The sequence below is a fragment of the Pseudomonas promysalinigenes genome (assembly GCF_014269025.2).
Classification (GTDB): domain Bacteria; phylum Pseudomonadota; class Gammaproteobacteria; order Pseudomonadales; family Pseudomonadaceae; genus Aquipseudomonas; species Aquipseudomonas promysalinigenes.
Window position 1 is genome coordinate 4,768,960 of sequence record NZ_CP077094.1, and the last position, 18,710, is coordinate 4,787,669.

The following is an 18,710-nucleotide window of genomic DNA, read 5'->3' on the forward strand; positions in this document are numbered from 1 at the left end:
GAGAGTGCTCAGCCGCCACCGATGGCGTGGACCACTTCGACCTGGTCGCCCTCATTGAGCGGCGTGCTGTCGTGCTGGCTGCGCGGCACGATATCCAGGTTGAGTTCCACCGCCACCCGGCGCCCGGTCAGTTCCAGGCGAGCAAGCAGCGCCGCAACGCTCTCGCCAGCGGGCAGTTCGTAAGGTTCACCGTTCAGTTGAATGCGCATGCGCACGGCCACCATTGTACTTTGGGGCCCGCATTCTAGCGCCGATCCACGCGCGAACCCAAGGGCACTGCACACCATTAGTCGCGATTGTGGACCGCTTGGTCAGCCAAGGCGCCAGGCAGCCAGGCCTAGGGTCAGCCAGCCGGCGAGCATGCATAGGCCACCGATAGGAGTGATCACCCCAAGCTTGCTGATGCCTGTCAGGGTCAGCACATACAGGCTACCGGAGAACAGCACGATACCGACGGCGAACAGACCGCCGGCCCAGCCGACCAGGCGCCCTGGCAGGTGCACCGAAAGCACGGCGACGCCGAAGATCGCCAAAGCGTGTACCAATTGGTAGGTCACCCCGGTGTGGAAGATTGCCAAATAGTCGGCGCTGAGGCGGTTCTTGAGCCCGTGCGCGGCGAACGCGCCAAGTGCGACGCCTGTGAAGCCGAAAAAGGCGGCGAGCATGAGGAAGCTGCGAAGCATGGGACGACTCCTTCTATCGGGTCTGTATAATGGCCCGTTCCACTGGTCCGGCCAAGCCATCGCCATGCTGTCATCCATTCTTCGTCGCCTCGCCCGTGCCCTGCTCTGGTTCGCTGCCGGCAGCATCGTACTGGTGCTGGTGTTTCGCTGGGTTCCACCGCCAGGCAGCGCATTGATGATCGAGCGCAAAGTGCAGTCCTGGGTGAGTGGCGAACCGATCGAGCTGCAGCGCGACTGGGAGCCATGGGAAAACATCTCAGACGAGTTGAAAGTTGCGGTAATCGCCGGTGAAGACCAGAAGTTCGCCAGCCATTGGGGGTTCGACATACCGGCCATCCAAGCGGCGCTGGCTTACAACGAGCGCGGGGGCAGTATTCGCGGTGCCAGCACCCTGACCCAGCAGGTGGCCAAGAATCTGTTCCTGTGGTCGGGGCGCAGCTGGTTTCGTAAGGGGCTGGAGGCCTGGTTCACCGCACTGCTCGAATTATTCTGGCCCAAGGAGCGCATCCTTGAGGTGTACCTGAACAGCGCCGAATGGGGCAAAGGTATATTCGGCGCCCAGGCCGCGGCCCGATACCACTTTGGCGTCGATGCCAGCCAACTGACCCGCCAGCAGGCGGCTCAATTGGCCGCAGTGCTGCCGAGCCCGATCAAATGGAGCGCCAGCAGGCCCAGTGCCTATGTCGCAAGTCGAGCGGGCTGGATTCGTCGGCAGATGAGTCAGCTGGGTGGGCCGAGCTACCTCATGCAACTCGACTCGACGCGCAGGCCTTGATGCACTCTTCGCGGGTAAGCCCGCGCCCACAGGTTCGCTACTGACCATTAGCTGTTGCAGTGCACCCGCCAAGAGGGTGATAAAACCAGCACAAACGAAAAAGCCGCTCATCCTCCTCGGATAAGCGGCTTTTCAGCGTAACTTGGCGCAATCAGATGGTGATCAGCGCCTTGACCTTGTTCATCGCATTCTTCTCCAACTGGCGGATCCGCTCAGCCGAAACGCTGTACTTCTCAGCCAGCTCGTGCAAGGTAGCTTTTTCCTCAGCCAACCAGCGCTGATAGAGGATATCGCGACTGCGATCATCCAGCCCTTGCAGGGCTTCGTGCAGATTGCTAGTGGAGTTGTCACTCCAGTCGGCATCTTCCAACTGCACAGCCGGGTCGTAGCGGTGGTCTTCAAGGTAATGGGCAGGCGACTGGAATGCGCTGTCGTCATCGGCTTCTGCCGCCGGGTCGAAGGCCATGTCCTGGCCGCTCAGGCGGCTTTCCATCTCGCGCACTTCACGGGGCTCAACACCGAGGCTTTCAGCCACGCGGTGCACCTCGTCATTATTGAGCCAAGCCAAGCGCTTCTTCTGGCTACGCAGGTTGAAGAACAGCTTGCGTTGCGCCTTGGTGGTAGCCACCTTGACGATGCGCCAGTTGCGCAGGATGAACTCGTGGATCTCTGCCTTGATCCAGTGCACGGCGAAAGACACCAGGCGCACACCCATTTCAGGGTTGAAACGCTTTACCGCTTTCATCAGGCCAACGTTACCTTCCTGGATCAGGTCGGCCTGGGCCAGCCCGTAGCCAGCATAGCTACGTGCGATATGTACGACGAAACGCAGGTGGGCCATCACCATTTGCCGAGCGGCCTCAAGATCCTGCTCGTAATAGAGACGCTCGGCCAGATCACGCTCCTGCTCGACAGACAACAGCGGGATGCTGTTGACCGTGTGCACATAGGCTTCCAGGTTTGCACCGGGCACCAGGGCATAGGCAGGTTGCAACGATGTGGTCATTCAAGAACCTCCGACTTACTGAATTTGCGCCTTGTGAGCACTACCAACATAGACACGGCACGACCGTACAAGTTCAGCCGTGAACAACGTGTCAATGCTGGCAGGTAAAAACTATCGCGGGGCCAACTCGTTCAAATGGCGAGCGACTGCGATCCATGCACCGATATACCCCAACAACACCGCTCCGATCAAGAGCGACAGACCATCGGAAGCGGGCACCCCGCCCAATGCGAAGTCACTGCCATACAGCCCCGAGAGCCCTATCACGGCCTCGTTCAGCCAGTTCAGGCCGAATGCCAGAATTGCCCAGGCCAGTACCCCTGCACCCAGGCCATACAAGGCTCCCATGTACAGGAAAGGCCGGCGTACGTAGCTGTCGGTGCCACCGACCAGCTTGATGACTTCGATCTCGATACGGCGGTTTTCGATATGTAGACGAATTGTGTTACCGATTACTAACAACAGCGCAGAAATCAGCATCACCGCCAGGCCGAAGACGAAGCGATCACCCAGTTTGAGGATCGCCGCCAGGCGCTCCACCCAGACCAGGTCCAACTGCGCATTCTCGACTCGCGGCAATTCCGACAGGCGCTGACGCAGGGCTTCGAGGGCGGGCTTGTCGACTTCGGTAGGGGTCACCACCACCACCCCGGGCAACGGGTTGTCAGGCAGCTCGCGCAGCGCTTCGCCCAGCCCGGATTGCTGCTGGAACTCCTCAAGGGCCTGCCCGGGGCTCACGTACTGGGCATCGGCAACACCCGGCATGCGCTTGATCTCATCGCGCAAGGCCTCGCCCTGCTGGCTACCGGCATCGAGCTTCAGGTACAGCGAAATCTGCGCAGCACGCTGCCAGGAGCCCCCTAGCACTTCGATATTCTTGAGCAGCAACGACAGGCCCATGGGCATGCTCAAAGCCACCGCCATCACCAGGCAGGTGAAGAAGCTACCGATAGGTTGTTTGCCCAGGCGCCGCAGGCTGTCGGCAAGGCTGGCCCGGTGGCTCTCCAGCCAGGCGTGCAGCAAGGTGCGAAAATCCGGGCCGTCGTCGTGATCGCCGCCCTTTTTCTTCGCCGGCTGCGGGTCGGCGGCCTTGGGCGCGACGCGCTCGGAAACCTTGGGTGTACGTGTAGTGCTCATTGCCCGGCCTCCCCATCGCCGATCAGACGGCCGCGCTGCAACGTCAGCATACGGTGGCGCATGCGCGCAATCAGTGCCAGGTCGTGACTGGCGATCAGAACGGTGGTGCCCAAGCGGTTGATGTCCTCGAACACGCCCATGATCTCGGCCGCCAGACGTGGGTCGAGGTTACCGGTGGGCTCATCGGCCAGCAGCAACGCCGGCTGGTGGACGATGGCCCTGGCAATACCGACCCGCTGTTGCTGGCCGGTGGACAGGTCCGCCGGGAACAGCTCGCCTTTGTCCGCCAGCGAAACACGCTCCAGCGCAGAGTCCACGCGCTTGGCGATCTCGGCCTTGGAAAGGCCGAGGATTTGCAGTGGCAAGGCGATGTTGTTGAACACTGTGCGGTCGAACAGCAGTTGATGGTTCTGGAACACCACGCCGATCTGCCGGCGCAGGAACGGGATCTGGGCGTTGCTGATCTGCCCTAGGTCTTGCCCGGCCAGCAGCAGTTTGCCACTCGTGGGGCGCTCCATGGCCAGCAGCAGGCGCAGCAACGTACTCTTGCCCGCACCCGAGTGGCCGGTGACGAACAGGAATTCGCCCCGGCGCGCCCGGAAACTCAGCTCATGCAAGCCGACATGGCCATTGGGGTAGCGCTTGGCAACCTGTTCGAATCGGATCATGGTCAGTCTCGCTCGGCGAACAGAGCCTTGACGAACGGCTCGGCTTCGAATGTGCGCAGGTCATCGATGCCTTCACCCACCCCGATGAAGCGGATGGGCAGCTTGAATTGCTTGGCCAGGGCGAAGATCACCCCGCCTTTGGCCGTGCCGTCCAGCTTGGTCAGGGCAAGGCCTGTCAATTCGACGCTCTGGTTGAAGTACTTGGCCTGGCTGATAGCGTTCTGCCCGGTGCCGGCATCCAGCACCAGCAGCACCTCGTGCGGCGCATCGGCATCGAGCTTGCCGATCACCCGGCGAACCTTCTTGAGCTCTTCCATCAGGTTGTCTTTAGTGTGCAGGCGCCCGGCAGTGTCAGCGATCAGCACATCCACGCCACGGGCCTTGGCGGCCTGCACGGCGTCGAAGATCACCGAAGCGGAATCGGCGCCAGTGTGCTGGGCAATCACCGGGATCTGGTTGCGTTCGCCCCAGACCTGCAACTGCTCGACAGCAGCGGCACGGAACGTATCACCGGCAGCCAGCATCACTTTCTTGCCCTCGAGCTGTAGCTTCTTGGCCAACTTGCCGATGGTGGTGGTCTTGCCGGCGCCGTTCACGCCAACCACCAGAATCACGTAGGGCTTGTTCTGCGCCTGGACCTTGAGCGGTTGCTCGACCGGACGCAACAGGGCGGCAAGCTCTTCCTGCAGCGACTTGTAAAGCGCGTCGGCATCGGCCAACTGCTTGCGGGCGACCTTCTGCGTCAGGTTCTGAACAATGGCGGAGGTAGCCTCCACGCCCACGTCGGCGGTCAGCAAACGGGTTTCGATTTCGTCGAGCAAGTCGTCATCGATGACCTTTTTGCCCAGGAACAGGCTGGCCATGCCCTCGCCGATACTGGCGCTGGTCTTGGACAGGCCTTGCTTGAGGCGGGCAAAGAAGCCGGGCTTGGACTGCTCGGTGGCGAGCGGCGCGGCAACCACGGCAACCGGCTCAGGCTCCATTGGCACAGGAGCCGCAACCGGGGCGACAACCGCCGGCTCAGGCGCCGGGCGTTCCGGTATTACCGGCGGTGCCTTTGGCTCAAGATCCGGGACCAACGCGACCGGCTCTTCGGCAACCGGCAACACCAGGTTGCTGACAGGCGCAGGCTGCTCAACCACCGCAGCGGCCTCTGGCAGCGCGGCTTGTGAGGGGGTGGAAACCACAGGCTCAGGTGCAACCAGCGGCGCAGACGCCACCGCAGGTTCAGCAGGGACCGGTTCAGGTACAGATTCTGGCTCGCGCGCAGGCGCTGAAGCGACAGACTCTGGCACGGGCGCCTGCACTACCGGGGCGGCAGGTTCGGGCTGCGGCGCCTCCTCCTGCGCTTGCTCGGGGGCAGGCTGCGGCGCTACAGGTTCGGCCGGCTGCACCTCGGGCGCTTGAGGCTCGGGCGTTTGAGGCTGTTCGGCGACAGGTTGCTGCGGCTTCTTGCGAAACCAGCTGAACAGGCCTTTCTTCTCGCCAGCCTCGGCCGGCGCTTTTTTGTCGTCGTTGGAACCAAACATGGAAGACGGCTATCTCAGGGTAGCGATGGGCCAGCAACTGGCGCATCGGGAATTCTCTAAACGCAGAACAGACTATTTTGAATCCGACTGGTTCATGCGCAATGTTTTGTCTTAAGGTCCTGTGGGCCAGAACGGCGACAGGCATGGTCGCCAGGCAACCGGATCAGTATCCTAGCACCTCCTGGCCCGCAGACGCTAAACCAGCGGGCCGCCGAACAGGTTAATCACCGTATGAATGCCCTAGCCCGCCGTGCCGCTGGCCTGTTGCTCAGCACGCTCTGCCTGCCGCTCGTGGCTTTTGCCGCCGACGTGCAACCCACCCACGAATTTATCCTCGACAATGGCCTGAAAGTGGTCGTGCGCGAAGACCACCGCGCGCCAGTGGTGGTATCCCAGATCTGGTACAAGGTCGGTTCCAGCTACGAGACGCCCGGGCAGACCGGCTTGTCCCATGCCCTTGAACATATGATGTTCAAGGGCAGCGCCAAGGTCGGGCCAGGCGAGGCCTCGCGCATCCTGCGCGACATAGGTGCAGAAGAAAACGCCTTTACCAGCGATGACTACACCGCTTATTACCAAGTCCTGGCCCGCGACCGTCTGCCGGTTGCCTTGGAGCTGGAGGCCGATCGTCTGGCGAGTTTGCGCTTACCGGCTGACGAGTTCGCCCGCGAAATCGAAGTCATCAAAGAAGAGCGCCGCCTGCGCACCGACGATCAGCCCAGTGCCAAAGCCTTCGAACTGTTCCGTGCCATGGCCTTCCCTGCCAGCGGCTATCACACGCCGACCATCGGTTGGATGGCTGACCTGGACCGCATGAAAGTCGAAGAACTGCGTCATTGGTACGAGTCTTGGTACGCGCCGAACAACGCCACACTGGTGGTCGTCGGCGATGTCACCGCCGACGAAGTCAAGACGCTGGCACAGAAGTATTTCGGCAGCATTCCCAAGCGCGCCGTGCCGCCGGCCAAACTTCCGCTCGAGCTTGCCGAGCCCGGCCAGCGTGTGCTGACGCTGCATGTGCGCACACAGCTGCCTAGCCTGATCTACGGGTTCAACGTTCCAAGCCTGGCAACCGCCAAGGACCCGCGCACCGTCCACGCCTTGCGGCTGATCTCGGCACTGCTCGACGGCGGCTACAGCGCGCGCATGCCTGCTCGCCTCGAGCGCGGTCAGGAGTTGGTGGCCGGCGCCTCGTCCAGCTACAACGCCTTCACCCGCGGTGACAGCTTGTTCCTGATCTCGGCAACGCCCAATGTGCAGAAGCAGAAAACCCTGGCCGACGTAGAAAAAGGCGTTTGGAAGCTGCTCGACGAGCTCAAGGCAACTGCCCCAAGTGCCGAGGAACTGGAGCGCGTGCGTGCCCAAGTGATCGCCGGGCTGGTCTACGACCGTGACTCAATCAGCAGTCAGGCCACCACCATTGGCCAGCTGGAGACGGTCGGCCTGTCCTGGAAACTGATCGACAGCGAGCTGGACGAACTCAAGCAGGTCACCCCGCAAGACGTGCAGAACGCCGCACGCACTTATTTCACCCGCGAACGCCTGAGCGTTGCCCATGTTTTGCCCGAGGAGTCCGCTCATGAGTGACCGCAGCGCACTACGCTACCCCTTGATCGGCTCGTGCATCATCGCGCTGGTGGTGGCCGTGGCCGCCGTGCTCCCCCGTTCTGGCCATGCCGGCGACCAAGCCAATGCCGCGCGCCCGGCCAACACCTTGCAGTCGCTGGCCGAACTGGATGGCAAGGCACCTGGCCGCCGCCAGCTGAACATCCAGCACTGGACCACCACTGAAGGCGCCCGGGTGCTGTTCGTCGAGGCTCGCGAGCTGCCGATGTTCGACCTGCGTGTCACCTTCGCTGCCGGTAGCAGCCAGGACGGCACCACTCCCGGCCTGGCCACCCTGACCAATGCCATGCTCAACGAAGGTGTAGCCGGCAAGGATGTGACCGCCATCGCCGAAGGTTTCGAGGGTCTGGGCGCCGATTTCGGCAACGGCTCCTACCGGGACATGGCGGTGACTACCCTGCGTAGCCTGAGCGCCAAAGACAAACGCGAGCCGGCGCTCAAGCTGTTTGCGCAAGTGACCGGCCAGCCGACCTTCCCAGAGGAAGCTCTCAAACGCATCAAGAACCAGTTGCTGGCCGGGTTCGAGTACGAGAAGCAGAACCCTGGAAAGATCGGCAGCAAAGCCTTGTTCAGCAAACTTTACGGCAACCATCCATACGCCCAGCCTAGCGATGGCAGTGCCGAAAGCGTGCCAGGCATCACCGTCGAGCAACTGCGCGCCTTCCACGCCAAAGCCTACGCCGCTGGCAATGCGGTGATCGCCCTGGTAGGCGACCTGAGCCGCCAGGAAGCCGAAGCCGTGGCCGCGCAAGTTTCCGCTGCCCTGCCCAAAGGCCCGGCGCTGGCGGCACCTGCCCAGCCGGTGGAACCCAAAGCTGGGATTACCCACATCGACTTCCCGAGCAAGCAGACTCACCTGATGCTGGCCGAACTCGGCATCGACCGCCAGGACCCTGACTGGCCGGCCCTTTCGCTGGGCAACCAGATTCTCGGCGGGGGCGCATTCGGCACCCGGCTGATGAGCGAAGTTCGCGAAAAACGCGGCCTGACCTACGGGGTATACTCGGCATTCAGCCCGATGCAGGTGCGTGGCCCGTTCATGATCAACCTGCAAACCCGGGCCGAACTCAGCGATGGGACGCTCAAGCTGGTACAGAGCATTCTCGCCGACTACCTCAAGAGTGGCCCGACCCAGCAAGAACTGGATGACGCCAAACGCGAGTTGGCCGGCAGCTTCCCGCTGTCCAACGCCAGCAACGCGAGCATCGTCGGCCAACTGGGCGCCATCGGCTTCTACAACCTGCCATTGACCTGGCTGGAAGATTTCATGCAGCAATCACAGGCACTGACCGTCGAGCAGGTTAAAACCGCGATGAACAAGCACCTGGCAGCCGACAAACTGGTGATCGTCACCGTCGGCCCGAAGGTGCCACAGCAGCCGCTGCCTGCCCCTACTGACAAACCGTCCGAGCAACCGCTCGGCGTACCGGAGCACTAATGCCTAGATCCACCCCTCCCGCCCGCCCGCAGCAGGGCCAAAGCAAGGGCCAGGGTCACCTGCGCATCATCGCCGGCGAGTGGCGCAGCCGCCGCCTGGCGGTGCCGGATGGCGAAGGCCTGCGCCCTACCCCGGATCGTGTGCGCGAAACGGTCTTCAACTGGCTGGCGCCACATATCGAAGGCGCTCGCGTGCTGGATGCCTTCACCGGCAGTGGCGCTTTGGTACTCGAAGCCTTGTCCCGTGGGGCCGAAGATGCGGTGGCGCTGGACAGCAATCCGGCCGCCATCGCCAACCTGAAGAACAACCTCGAGATTCTGCGCTGCCCGCGCGGCCAGATATTGCAGACCGACGCGTTGCGGTACCTACACAACCCGGCAAAACAACAGTTCGATGTGGTGTTCCTCGACCCACCGTTCCATCAGGACCTACTGGCCACTACCTGTAACCTGCTGGAGCAGAACCAGTGGCTAGGGGAGCAGGCCTGGATCTACACCGAAAGCGAGGCGGCGCCGTCTACGCTGCCGATGCCCGCCAACTGGCGCCTGCACCGCGAAAAGAAAACCGGCCAGGTGTACTACGCGCTCTGGCAGCGGGGCTGAGGCTGATCTAATTCCTCACGTCGCCACGCAATGCCATTTCGGCCTACGCTAAAAACATGAGGTCAACGCGTAACCTCACCGATGGCGAGGGTACAACGGCGGGGGCCGATGGCACGTTCCAGCAGGCCTATTTCGAGTCGCCCAGCATGCCCAGTCTCAACGTCACGTTCCGCCCGGCCATCGGTCTGTCCAACCCCCACTTGCAAACCCTGTGGGGGCCGTTGTGGCGCAAGCTGCCTGCATTGCAGCGTATCCGCGAACGTTTGTGGCTGGCCGATGGCGACTTTCTCGACCTCGACTGGCACGGGCCGCACAGCCCGGATACACCGCTGGTGCTGGTGCTGCATGGTTTGACCGGCTCCTCCCACTCGCACTACGTCAAAGGCTTGCAGCAAACGCTGCAAGCCCGCGGCTGGGCTAGCGTTGCATTGAATTGGCGCGGCTGCTCCGGCGAGCCCAACCTGCTGCCGCGCAGCTACCATTCCGGTGCCAGCGAAGACTTGGCTGAAGTCGTCGCGCACCTGCATGCCCAACGCCCTTTGGCGCCGCTGTACGCCGTGGGCTACTCCCTGGGCGGCAATGTGTTGCTCAAGTACCTGGGGGAAAGTGGTTCGGCCAGCCAGTTGCAGGCGGCTGTGGCGGTTTCCGTGCCGTTTCGCCTCGACCAGTGCGCCGACCGTATCGGCCAAGGGTTTTCCAAGGTTTACCAGGCACACTTCATGCGCGAGATGATGGCCTATGTTCAGGTCAAACACCGGCATCTGCGCGACCTTGGCGACCACGAGGGGCTGGCCGCGCTGGACCGACTCGGGCCGCTGGGCAGAATGAAAACGTTTTGGGACTTCGACGGCAAAGTCACCGCACCGCTCAATGGCTTCAACGATGCCCACGATTATTATCGCCGCTCATCGAGCCGCTTCTATTTGGCCGAAAACCGCACGCCGACCCTGATCATCCAGTCCACCGATGACCCGTTCGTGTTCGACCACAGCCTGCCCACCGCCAGCGAACTGGCACCACAAACCCAGTTCGAGCTGCATACACGCGGTGGGCATGTGGGCTTCGTCGACGGCAGCCTGCGCAACCCTGGCTATTACCTGGAGCGGCGTATTCCACAATGGCTCGTCGACGGCCAGTGATGCTGACTGCGCCCTAGTCGCCGGTCGCTATGCCATGGCCGGGGTCGTTGATCCACTCGCTCCAGGACCCGGCGTACAGCCTGCCCATCGGGTAGCCTGCCAACGCCAGTGCAAACAGGTTGTGGCAGGCCGTCACCCCAGAGCCGCAGTATGCGACCAGTTGCTCTGGCGAACGCCCCGAAATCTTTTCGGCAAAACGCTGCCGTAGCTGCTCAGGTGCCAGGAAGCGGCCGTCCGCTGTGAGGTTTTCGGTGAAGGCCGCGCACTGAGCGCCCGGAATATGACCGCCAACCGGGTCAATGGGCTCTACCTCACCGCGAAAGCGCGGCAACGCACGGGCATCGATCAGGGTCAGGTCAGGGCTGCCCAGACGCTTGGCCAGGTGCTGTGCATCGATCAGCAAGCTGGCATCCGGTTCACCGCTGAACGTACCCTCGCGCCTGGCTGGTGCATCCAGGCTCAGCGGCAGGTGGGCCGCATGCCAGGCCTTGAGGCCCCCGTCGAGGATCGCCACGTCACTGCGCTTGCCCAGCCACACCAACAGCCACCACGCCCTGGCCGCGAACGCTCCGGGGCCATCGTCGTACAGCACCACCTCACTGTCGTTGTCCAGGCCCCATTCGCGCAGGCGCTCGACCAACCGCTGTGGGTTCGGCAGCGGGTGGCGACCGGTGCGCCCTTTGCTGACCGCCCCGCTCAGGTCTCTTTCCAGATCGGCAAAATGCGCCCCAGCGATGTGCCCTTGGGCATAGCTGCGCTGGCCGTAGTCCACGTCTTCCAAAGCGAAACGACAATCGAGAATCACCAGCTTGGGCGAGCCTAGACGTTCGGCCAGTTGTTGCGGGGTGATCAATTGCGCAAGCGGCATGACAATCTCCTGATCGATGGCACGACGGCCCGGGCTAGAGCTCAAGGGCCTGATTGAACGGTACGTGGAATTCCTGGCACAGCGCATCCACTGCGCCGCGGGCATTGCTGGTGACGAAACCCAGTTCAAGCACCAGCACCTGATAGACGCCACGCTTGAAGGCTTCTTCACTCAGGTGCGCGGCATGTTCACGGGTGGTACTGAGAAAGCGTACCCAAGAAGTCAGCACGATCCAGGCATTGATGGTCAGTGACTCGATCTGCGCCGCTTCCATGGTCAGGATCCCTGCCTCGACGAAGCCACGATAGATCGCCTGGCCTTGGCGCAGGCAACGCTCGGAAAAGCGCCGATAGCGCGCCGCCAGCTCCGGGTCGCTTTCCAGCAAATGCTCAAGATCACGGTGCAGAAACCGGTAGTTCCACATCGCCGCAAGCAACGCTTTGAGGTAGAAGCGCTTGTCTTCGACCGTGGCTGCACGGCCTTGGGGCGGGCGCAGGAAGCTGTCTACCAGTTCTTCGTACTGGCTGAACAAGAGGGCGATGATCGCCTGCTTGTTGGGGAAGTGGTAATAAAGGTTGCCGGGCGAAATCTCCATGTGCGCGGCGATATGGTTGGTACTGACGCTGCGTTCGCCCTGCTGATTGAACAGCTCAAGGCTGTTCTGCACGATGCGCTCTCGAGTCTTCATGCGCGGGGCCATGCTCAGTTCCCATTCTGCAGGCGTTGGATAGTGGGCCATCTTACGGTGAATCGCCGCCCTGTTGCACCGTTGCTGCCCCTGAAAAAAGTCGCACCAGCGCACTGATTAGAGTATAGGCTCTAGTAACTTCGCGCCCGAATGGATGAACCTCGTGACCTCGCCCATCGCCCTATCGACTGCGCTTTGCGACACTGCTTTGCAGGCCACATTCGCCGCTCAGCGCCTGGCCTTTGCTGGTAACCCGATGCCGTCGGCGGCGCAGCGGCGGCAGTGGTTGAAAAGCCTTCGCGAGGCATTGCTGGCACAACAGCAAACGCTTATCGAAGCCATCGACCAAGATTTCGGCGGCCGCAGTACCGACGAAACCCTCCTGGCCGAACTATTGCCGTCGGTGCAAGGCATTCGCCACGCCGAGCGCCACCTGCAACGCTGGATGCGCCCCGCAAGGCGCGCGGTAGGCATGGCATTCCAGCCGGCCAGTGCGCGCGTGCTGTACCAACCGTTGGGAGTGGTGGGCATCATCGTGCCGTGGAACTACCCACTGTTCCTGGCCATTGGCCCATTGACCGGCGCGCTGGCGGCCGGAAACCGTGTCATGCTCAAGTTGAGTGAATCCACCCCAGCCAGCGCCCAAGCGCTGAAAGCCTTGCTGGAGAAGGTGTTCCCCGAGGACCTGGTCAGCGTGGTCCTTGGCGAAATCGAAGTCGGCCAAGCCTTCGCCCGCCTGCCCTTCGACCACCTGCTGTTCACCGGCGCCACCAGCATCGGCCGCCAGGTCATGCTGGCCGCTGCGCACAATCTGACGCCGGTGACCCTGGAGCTGGGCGGCAAGTCCCCGGCCATCGTTTCGGCCGATGTACCGCTGGGCACCGCTGCCGAGCGCATTGCATTCGGCAAGACCCTCAACGCCGGCCAGACCTGCGTCGCCCCCGATTACGTGCTGGTGCCGCGTGAGCGCTTGAACGACTTCGCCGATGCCTACCGTAGCGCCGTGCAACGCATGTACCCACGCATAGCTGACAACCCTGACTACAGCGCCATCATCAACCCTCGGCAGTTGCAACGCCTGCAGCACCTGCTGGATGACGCGCGCAGCAAAGGTGCCCAGGTCATCGACTTGTATCCCGCGGAGCCGCGCCAGGGCCGCCGCCTGCCGCCGCATCTGCTGACCCGGGTCAACGACAGCATGCAGGTCATGCAGGACGAAATCTTCGGCCCTTTGCTGCCCTTGGTACCCTACGATCACCTCGACGATGCGCTTGCCTACATCAATCAGCGCCCGCGCCCCCTGGCGCTTTACTACTTCGGTTACGACCGTAGCGAGCAGCAACATGTTCTTCAGCACAGCCATAGCGGCGGTGTGTGCCTGAACGATACCCTGCTGCATGTGGCCCAAGACGACCTGCCCTTTGGCGGAGTCGGGCCCTCCGGTATGGGGCACTATCATGGGCACGAGGGTTTCCAGACCTTCAGCAAGGCCAAGGCGGTGCTAGCGAAACAGCGCATCAATGCTGCTCGGCTGATCTATCCGCCTTATGGCAAGGCCTTGCAGCGCCTGATCTACAAGCTGTTCATCCGCTGATGCAGCGCCGCGACCTGCTGCGTTTGAGCCTGGGCGCCAGCCTGTTTTTAAGCAGCGTCAGCCTGATTGGCTGTAGCGCCGAAACGCCCGCTGCCAATTACCAGGCGCTGCGTGACGATGACTTGCCAGCATTGCGCGCATTGATCGCGGTGGTGCTGGCCGACACGGCAGCGAGCGACGAGTGGGTACTGCCAAGCCTCGACCGCAAGCTGGCAGCGCTTTCCCCGCAAATGCTCAAGCTCACTCGGCAACTGTTCGATGTGCTCAACCTGCCGCTGACGCGCGGGCCCCTCACTGGAGTCTGGGGTGCCTGGGAGCAGGCCAGTGCGGATCAGGTCACCGCATTTCTGCAACGGTGGCAAAACAGCTCACTGGACCTGCTGCGCATGGGCCACGCCGCGCTGCTGCAACTGCTGCAGATGGCTTGGTATGAATGCCCGCAGGCCTGGGCTGCCTGCAGCTACCCCGGCCCACCCAAGATCTGATGACAAGAGCATCGCCAATGCCTGTAACCGACCCGTTTCGCCAAGGCCTCGAGCGCGGCTGGATCACCCATGACGGCTCGCGTTTGGAGCAAGACCTCACGCTGGAGGCCGACATCGCAGTGATCGGCAGTGGTGCCGGCGGCGCCACCAGTGCGCAGATGCTCAGTGCAGCCGGCTTCAAGGTGCTATTGATCGAAGAGGGGCCGCTAAAAACCAGCAGCGATTTCCACATGCTCGAAGATCAGGCCTATGCCAGCCTTTATCAAGAGGGCCTGGGGCGCATGAGCAAGGATGGCGCCATTACCATCCTGCAAGGCCGTGCAGTGGGCGGCACCACACTGATCAACTGGACTTCGAGCTTCCGCACGCCGCCGCAAACGCTGCAGCACTGGGCTGCGACCCACGATGTGTCGGGCTTGTCCGAGCATGAAATGCAGCCATGGTTCGAGCGCATGGAGCACGAATTGGGGATCAGCCCATGGGCGCTGCCGGCCAATGCCAACAATGAAGTGCTGCGCCGCGGCTGCGAACAGCTCGGGTATCGCTGGGCGGTGATTCCCCGCAACGTGCGCGGCTGCTGGAACCTTGGCTATTGCGGCATGGGCTGCCCAGTCAACGCCAAGCAGTCGATGCTGGTCACGCGTATTCCGGCGATGCTGGACAGCGGCTCAGCGCTGCTCTACCTCGCTCGAGCAGAACGCTTCGAGCACGATGGCCAGCGCATCGCCCGACTGCACTGCCAAGCGCTGGATGCCGGAGGCGTCCACCCCACTGGTCGACAGATCAGAGTGCAGGCCCGCCACTACATCCTGGCTGGTGGCGGCATCAACAGCCCAGCCGTGCTACTGCGCTCCAAGGCCCCGGACCCGCACGGCCGGTTGGGCAAACGGACCTTTCTGCACCTGGTCAACTTCAGTGCAGCGAGGTTCGCTGAGCGCATCGACCCTTTCTACGGCGCTCCGCAATCGATTTACAGCGACCACTTCCAGTGGCAAGGCGGCATCACCGGCGCGGTGGGCTACAAGTTGGAAGTGCCGCCCCTGCATCCTGCCCTGGCCAGCACCCTGCTCGGGGGCTACGGCAGCGATAACGCCAGGCGTATGGCCGAGCTACCCCATACCCACGTGATGCTGGCGTTGCTGCGCGACGGCTTTCATCCGCAAAGCGCCGGCGGCGAGGTGCAGCTGCGTGGTGACGGCTCGCCGGTGCTCGATTATCCGCTCACCGACTACCTGCGCGAGGGCCTGCGCCGGGCGTTTCACAGCATGGCGCAGATCCAGTTCGCGGCGGGCGCCACACAGGTCACCCCGGTGCACAGCGACGCCAGCGCTGCCGCCAGCCTGGAACAGGCGCATCGCATGATCGAGGCTCTGCGCCTGGAGCCGTTTCGCACCCGCCTGGGCAGCGCGCATGTCATGGGCGGCTGCGCGATGGGTGACGATCCACGGCACGCGGTCTGCGACAGCCTGGGCCGCCACCACCAATTGGAAAACCTTTCGATCCATGACGGCTCGCTATTTCCCACCAGCATCGGCGCCAACCCGCAGTTGTCGGTCTATGCCATCAGCGCCAAGCTCTGCGACGCTTTGGCCGGGCGCCTGGCACAGAGTGCATGACAACGAATACACGCCCTGTCTATAGTGCCATCAGCCGGCCCCATGACTTGGCCGGGCGCAGTCGCTGCGCTACCATCCGACTCCCCAACGCACTCCAGCCAGGATGACGCGATGAACCGAGTGTTGTACCCGGGTACTTTCGACCCCATTACCAAAGGCCACGGCGACCTGGTCGAGCGCGCTTCTCGCCTGTTCGATCACGTGATCATCGCAGTGGCCGCCAGCCCGAAGAAGAACCCTCTGTTCCCGCTGGAGCAACGGGTCGAGCTGGCCCGCGAGGTCACCAAGCACCTGCCCAATGTCGAAGTCATCGGCTTCTCCTCATTGCTGGCGCATTTCGCCAAGGAAAAGGGCGCGAACGTGTTTCTGCGCGGCCTGCGCGCGGTATCGGACTTCGAGTACGAATTCCAGCTGGCAAACATGAACCGGCAACTGGCACCGGATGTCGAGAGCCTGTTCCTCACGCCGTCCGAGCGCTATTCGTTCATTTCTTCGACGCTGGTGCGCGAGATTGCCGCCCTGGGTGGAGATATCACCAAGTTCGTCCACCCTGCGGTGGCGGATGCGCTGACCGAACGTTTCAAGAAGTGATAAAGCGCACCTGATCGTCGCGCCCGCGTGCACTGCGGGCGCGAATGCGGCACAATTGTGCCCAAAGCGTTGAACATGCCCGGGCGATGCGCCCCGGCCGGAGCCCCCATGTCCCTGATCATCACCGACGATTGCATCAACTGCGACGTCTGCGAACCCGAGTGCCCGAACGAGGCCATCTCCCAAGGCGAAGAGATCTACGTGATCGACCCTAACCTGTGCACCCAGTGCGTCGGTCATTATGACGAGCCGCAGTGCCAACAGGTTTGCCCGGTTGACTGCATCCCGCTGGATGAGGCGCACCCGGAAACCCACGACGAGCTGATGGCCAAGTATCAGCGGATCACCGGCAAGGCCTGATCAACCCTGGCGAGGGCTTGGCCCTCGTACGCTGAACCTGCTCCTACAGCGATTGCCCATCCATTGAGGCGAGCTTCCACCTGTGTGAGCGGCTTCAGCCGCCAAGGGGCCGGCGCAGATAGCCTACGCAAAACCCTGTGAGTAGCCCCAGGTTATCGCTGGCAGCGCGGGCAGAACACGCTCGCCCGCTGCCCCAGCTTGACCTCGCGCATCAGCGTGCCGCACAGCTTGCAAGGCAACCCACCGCGCCCATAGGCGAACAATTCCTGCTGGAAGTACCCTGGCTGCCCGTCACCGCCAATAAAATCGCGCAAAGTGGTGCCGCCTCGCTCAATGGCCGCCGCCAGCACGCGCTTGATTTCGATCGCAAGCTTCAGGTAACGGGCCCGGGAAATGCCGCCGGCCTCACGGCGTGGATCGATCCCGGCGGCGAACAGTGCCTCGGTCGCGTAGATGTTGCCCACCCCAACCACCACCGCGTTATCCATGATGAACGGCTTGACCGCCATCGCACGCCCGCGCGAAAGCTGAAACAACCGCTCCCCGTCGAACAAATCGGTCAGCGGCTCAGGCCCCAGGCGCAGCAGCAATTGATGGTTGAGCGGATCCGGGCTCCAGAGCATGGCACCGAAGCGGCGCGGGTCGGTGTAGCGCAGCATCAACCCCGATTCCAGCTCGATATCGATGTGCTCATGCTTGGCCGCCGGCAAGCCCTGCTCCACCAAGCGCAGGTTGCCCGACATGCCCAGATGGCTGATCAAGGTACCGACCTCGGCATTGATCAACAGGTACTTCGCCCGCCGCTCGACGCTGACGATACGTTGCCCGGACAGGCGCACGTCGAGATCTTCCGGCACTGGCCAGCGCAGGCGCCCGTCCCGCACGACGACACGGCTGACGCGCTGGCCTTCCAGGTGCGGCGCAATACCCCGCCGGGTGGTTTCGACTTCTGGTAGTTCCGGCATCGGTCAGTGCCCACCCAGCTCGCGAATGTTCTGCTTGAGGTTTTCGAAGTCGTACTCCGACAAACCGACGTAATCCAACACCAGGGGGCCGACCACCTGCCATTCGTGGTCCACGCTCTGGTTACCCAGCACCCGATACGAGGCGCAGATGTGCTCGGCCATCTTCAATACAGCCAGCAGGTTCTTCAACTGGCTCTGGGTATTGCGTGACGCATCTTCGCGGAAGATCGACAGGGCATTGTGATGGTTGGCGATCGCCGCACTGATGTGCTCTGGCAGGCGCCAGGACTTGGCCGTGAAGTAACCCACCACCGAATGGTTGGTATTGAAGGCTCGGTTCTCGGTATCGACCACACGCGTGTGCTCACTGGCCTTGGCGTAAGCGTCCTCCAGCACCTGCATGTAATCGGGGAAGCGTTTGAGCATCAACGGCACGCCACAGTCGTGAAACAACCCGAGAGTGTAGGCCTCGTCAGCGGCCTGAATGCCGGTGCGCTTGGCCAGGGTCAGGCAGGTCATGGCCACGTCTTGTGCGGTATCCCAGAAACGGTTGAGGGTGACGATGGTCTCGTCGCTCATCTCACCTTTGATCGACTGTGCGTTGATCAGATTGATGATCGACCGGCTGCCCAGCAGATTCACGGCACGCTGAATCGAGCCAATCTTGTTGGCCAGGCCGAAATGCGGCGAGTTCACCAGCTTGAGCAAAGCACCGGCCAGGCCAGGGTCCTGGGAAATCAGCTTGGCGATGGTATCCAGGTCCGGGTCGGGCATGTACTGCTCGAACTGCAGGTCGACCATGATCTGCGGTTGCGGCGGAATGGTAATGCCTTGCAAGGCTTGCTGGATCTGTTCGGCGCTGAGTTCTTGGGACATGCGTGCTTACTCGTTGGGGACGAGCGATTCTAACTCAGTTGGTGCCGCCTGCGCTTTGTCGCAG

The 18,710-nt window shown here is 62.5% G+C and carries 19 protein-coding genes and 1 pseudogene; 10 read left to right on the forward strand and 10 right to left on the reverse strand.

Annotated elements, in window-relative coordinates:
- Window positions 1-8: 8 nt before the first annotated feature.
- Both thiS and HU725_RS21565 read right to left on the reverse strand, forming a co-directional pair.
- Entirely contained in the window at window positions 9-209 is a 201-nt protein-coding gene (gene thiS, locus HU725_RS21560) for a sulfur carrier protein ThiS (protein ID WP_060480087.1), read from the reverse strand.
- Window positions 210-311: 102 nt separating this feature from the next.
- Window positions 312-683, reverse strand: coding sequence for a DUF423 domain-containing protein (locus tag HU725_RS21565; protein ID WP_060480080.1), 372 nt, complete (start codon window positions 681-683; stop codon window positions 312-314).
- A gap of 64 nt (window positions 684-747) precedes the next feature.
- On the opposite strand from HU725_RS21565, the gene mtgA reads away from it, so the two are divergent.
- Window positions 748-1,458, forward strand: a complete 711-nt coding sequence (gene mtgA / locus HU725_RS21570) for a monofunctional biosynthetic peptidoglycan transglycosylase (RefSeq protein ID WP_060480086.1) — start codon at window positions 748-750, stop codon at window positions 1,456-1,458.
- Between the two features lie 151 nt (window positions 1,459-1,609).
- Here the strand turns inward: mtgA and rpoH are convergent, their stop codons facing one another.
- The 4 genes from rpoH to ftsY all read right to left on the reverse strand — a co-directional run bounded on the left by rpoH (window position 1,610) and on the right by ftsY (window position 5,798).
- Window positions 1,610-2,464: an RNA polymerase sigma factor RpoH gene (gene rpoH / locus HU725_RS21575; protein ID WP_060480079.1), complete on the reverse strand. Its 855-nt coding sequence runs from the start codon at window positions 2,462-2,464 to the stop codon at window positions 1,610-1,612.
- A gap of 111 nt (window positions 2,465-2,575) precedes the next feature.
- Complete coding sequence (gene ftsX / locus HU725_RS21580) at window positions 2,576-3,601, reverse strand: permease-like cell division protein FtsX (protein WP_186476254.1); 1,026 nt, start codon at window positions 3,599-3,601, stop codon at window positions 2,576-2,578.
- Window positions 3,598-4,269 carry a cell division ATP-binding protein FtsE gene (gene ftsE / locus HU725_RS21585; protein WP_060480077.1) on the reverse strand — a complete coding sequence of 224 codons (672 nt, stop codon included), beginning with the start codon at window positions 4,267-4,269 and terminating at the stop codon, window positions 3,598-3,600. Before ftsE ends, ftsX begins: the two co-directional genes overlap by 4 nt.
- 2 nt (window positions 4,270-4,271) lie before the next feature.
- Window positions 4,272-5,798 carry a signal recognition particle-docking protein FtsY gene (gene ftsY, locus HU725_RS21590; RefSeq protein ID WP_186476253.1) on the reverse strand — a complete coding sequence of 509 codons (1,527 nt, stop codon included), beginning with the start codon at window positions 5,796-5,798 and terminating at the stop codon, window positions 4,272-4,274.
- A 231-nt stretch (window positions 5,799-6,029) separates the two neighbouring features.
- Here ftsY and HU725_RS21595 point away from each other — a divergent pair, with 231 nt between their 5' ends.
- The 4 genes and pseudogenes from HU725_RS21595 to HU725_RS21610 all read left to right on the forward strand — a co-directional run bounded on the left by HU725_RS21595 (window position 6,030) and on the right by HU725_RS21610 (window position 10,603).
- Window positions 6,030-7,385 carry a M16 family metallopeptidase gene (locus tag HU725_RS21595; RefSeq protein WP_186476252.1) on the forward strand — a complete coding sequence of 452 codons (1,356 nt, stop codon included), beginning with the start codon at window positions 6,030-6,032 and terminating at the stop codon, window positions 7,383-7,385.
- A 124-nt stretch (window positions 7,386-7,509) separates the two neighbouring features.
- Window positions 7,510-8,862 (forward strand): annotated as a pseudogene (locus HU725_RS21600) (M16 family metallopeptidase); the annotation flags it as partial.
- Window positions 8,862-9,464, forward strand: coding sequence for a 16S rRNA (guanine(966)-N(2))-methyltransferase RsmD (rsmD, locus tag HU725_RS21605; protein WP_186476250.1), 603 nt, complete (start codon window positions 8,862-8,864; stop codon window positions 9,462-9,464). The pseudogene HU725_RS21600 and the gene rsmD, both read left to right, overlap by 1 nt.
- A 146-nt stretch (window positions 9,465-9,610) precedes the next feature.
- Complete coding sequence (locus HU725_RS21610; RefSeq protein WP_186476460.1) at window positions 9,611-10,603, forward strand: hydrolase; 993 nt, start codon at window positions 9,611-9,613, stop codon at window positions 10,601-10,603.
- Window positions 10,604-10,616: 13 nt separating this feature from the next.
- On the opposite strand, the gene HU725_RS21615 is transcribed toward HU725_RS21610, so the two are convergent.
- The gene (locus HU725_RS21615) at window positions 10,617-11,471 is read right to left on the reverse strand and encodes a sulfurtransferase (RefSeq protein WP_186476249.1); all 855 of its coding nucleotides are present in this window, start codon (window positions 11,469-11,471) and stop codon (window positions 10,617-10,619) included.
- Between the two features lie 34 nt (window positions 11,472-11,505).
- Window positions 11,506-12,171: a TetR/AcrR family transcriptional regulator gene (locus HU725_RS21620; RefSeq protein ID WP_186476248.1), complete on the reverse strand. Its 666-nt coding sequence runs from the start codon at window positions 12,169-12,171 to the stop codon at window positions 11,506-11,508.
- Between the two features lie 151 nt (window positions 12,172-12,322).
- On the opposite strand from HU725_RS21620, the gene HU725_RS21625 reads away from it, so the two are divergent.
- The 5 genes from HU725_RS21625 (at window position 12,323) to HU725_RS21645 (ending at window position 16,805) form a co-directional block, all read left to right on the forward strand.
- Window positions 12,323-13,753, forward strand: coding sequence for a coniferyl aldehyde dehydrogenase (locus tag HU725_RS21625; RefSeq protein WP_186476247.1), 1,431 nt, complete (start codon window positions 12,323-12,325; stop codon window positions 13,751-13,753).
- Window positions 13,753-14,238 (forward strand): hypothetical protein, encoded by a 486-nt coding sequence (locus tag HU725_RS21630; RefSeq protein WP_060480070.1) that lies wholly within the window; start codon window positions 13,753-13,755, stop codon window positions 14,236-14,238. The genes HU725_RS21625 and HU725_RS21630 overlap by 1 nt, the downstream gene beginning before the upstream one ends.
- A gap of 17 nt (window positions 14,239-14,255) precedes the next feature.
- Entirely contained in the window at window positions 14,256-15,854 is a 1,599-nt protein-coding gene (locus HU725_RS21635) for a GMC family oxidoreductase (RefSeq protein WP_060480069.1), read from the forward strand.
- 111 nt (window positions 15,855-15,965) lie between these two features.
- Window positions 15,966-16,445 carry a pantetheine-phosphate adenylyltransferase gene (gene coaD, locus HU725_RS21640; RefSeq protein ID WP_060480068.1) on the forward strand — a complete coding sequence of 160 codons (480 nt, stop codon included), beginning with the start codon at window positions 15,966-15,968 and terminating at the stop codon, window positions 16,443-16,445.
- A 108-nt stretch (window positions 16,446-16,553) separates the two neighbouring features.
- On the forward strand, window positions 16,554-16,805 hold the full coding sequence (locus HU725_RS21645; protein WP_060480067.1) for a YfhL family 4Fe-4S dicluster ferredoxin: 252 nt from the start codon (window positions 16,554-16,556) through the stop codon (window positions 16,803-16,805).
- 152 nt (window positions 16,806-16,957) lie between these two features.
- On the opposite strand, the gene mutM is transcribed toward HU725_RS21645, so the two are convergent.
- Window positions 16,958-17,770, reverse strand: coding sequence for a bifunctional DNA-formamidopyrimidine glycosylase/DNA-(apurinic or apyrimidinic site) lyase (gene mutM, locus HU725_RS21650; RefSeq protein ID WP_060480066.1), 813 nt, complete (start codon window positions 17,768-17,770; stop codon window positions 16,958-16,960).
- Between the two features lie 3 nt (window positions 17,771-17,773).
- Window positions 17,774-18,592, reverse strand: coding sequence for an HDOD domain-containing protein (locus tag HU725_RS21655; protein ID WP_186476459.1), 819 nt, complete (start codon window positions 18,590-18,592; stop codon window positions 17,774-17,776).
- Window positions 18,593-18,710 lie beyond the last annotated feature (118 nt).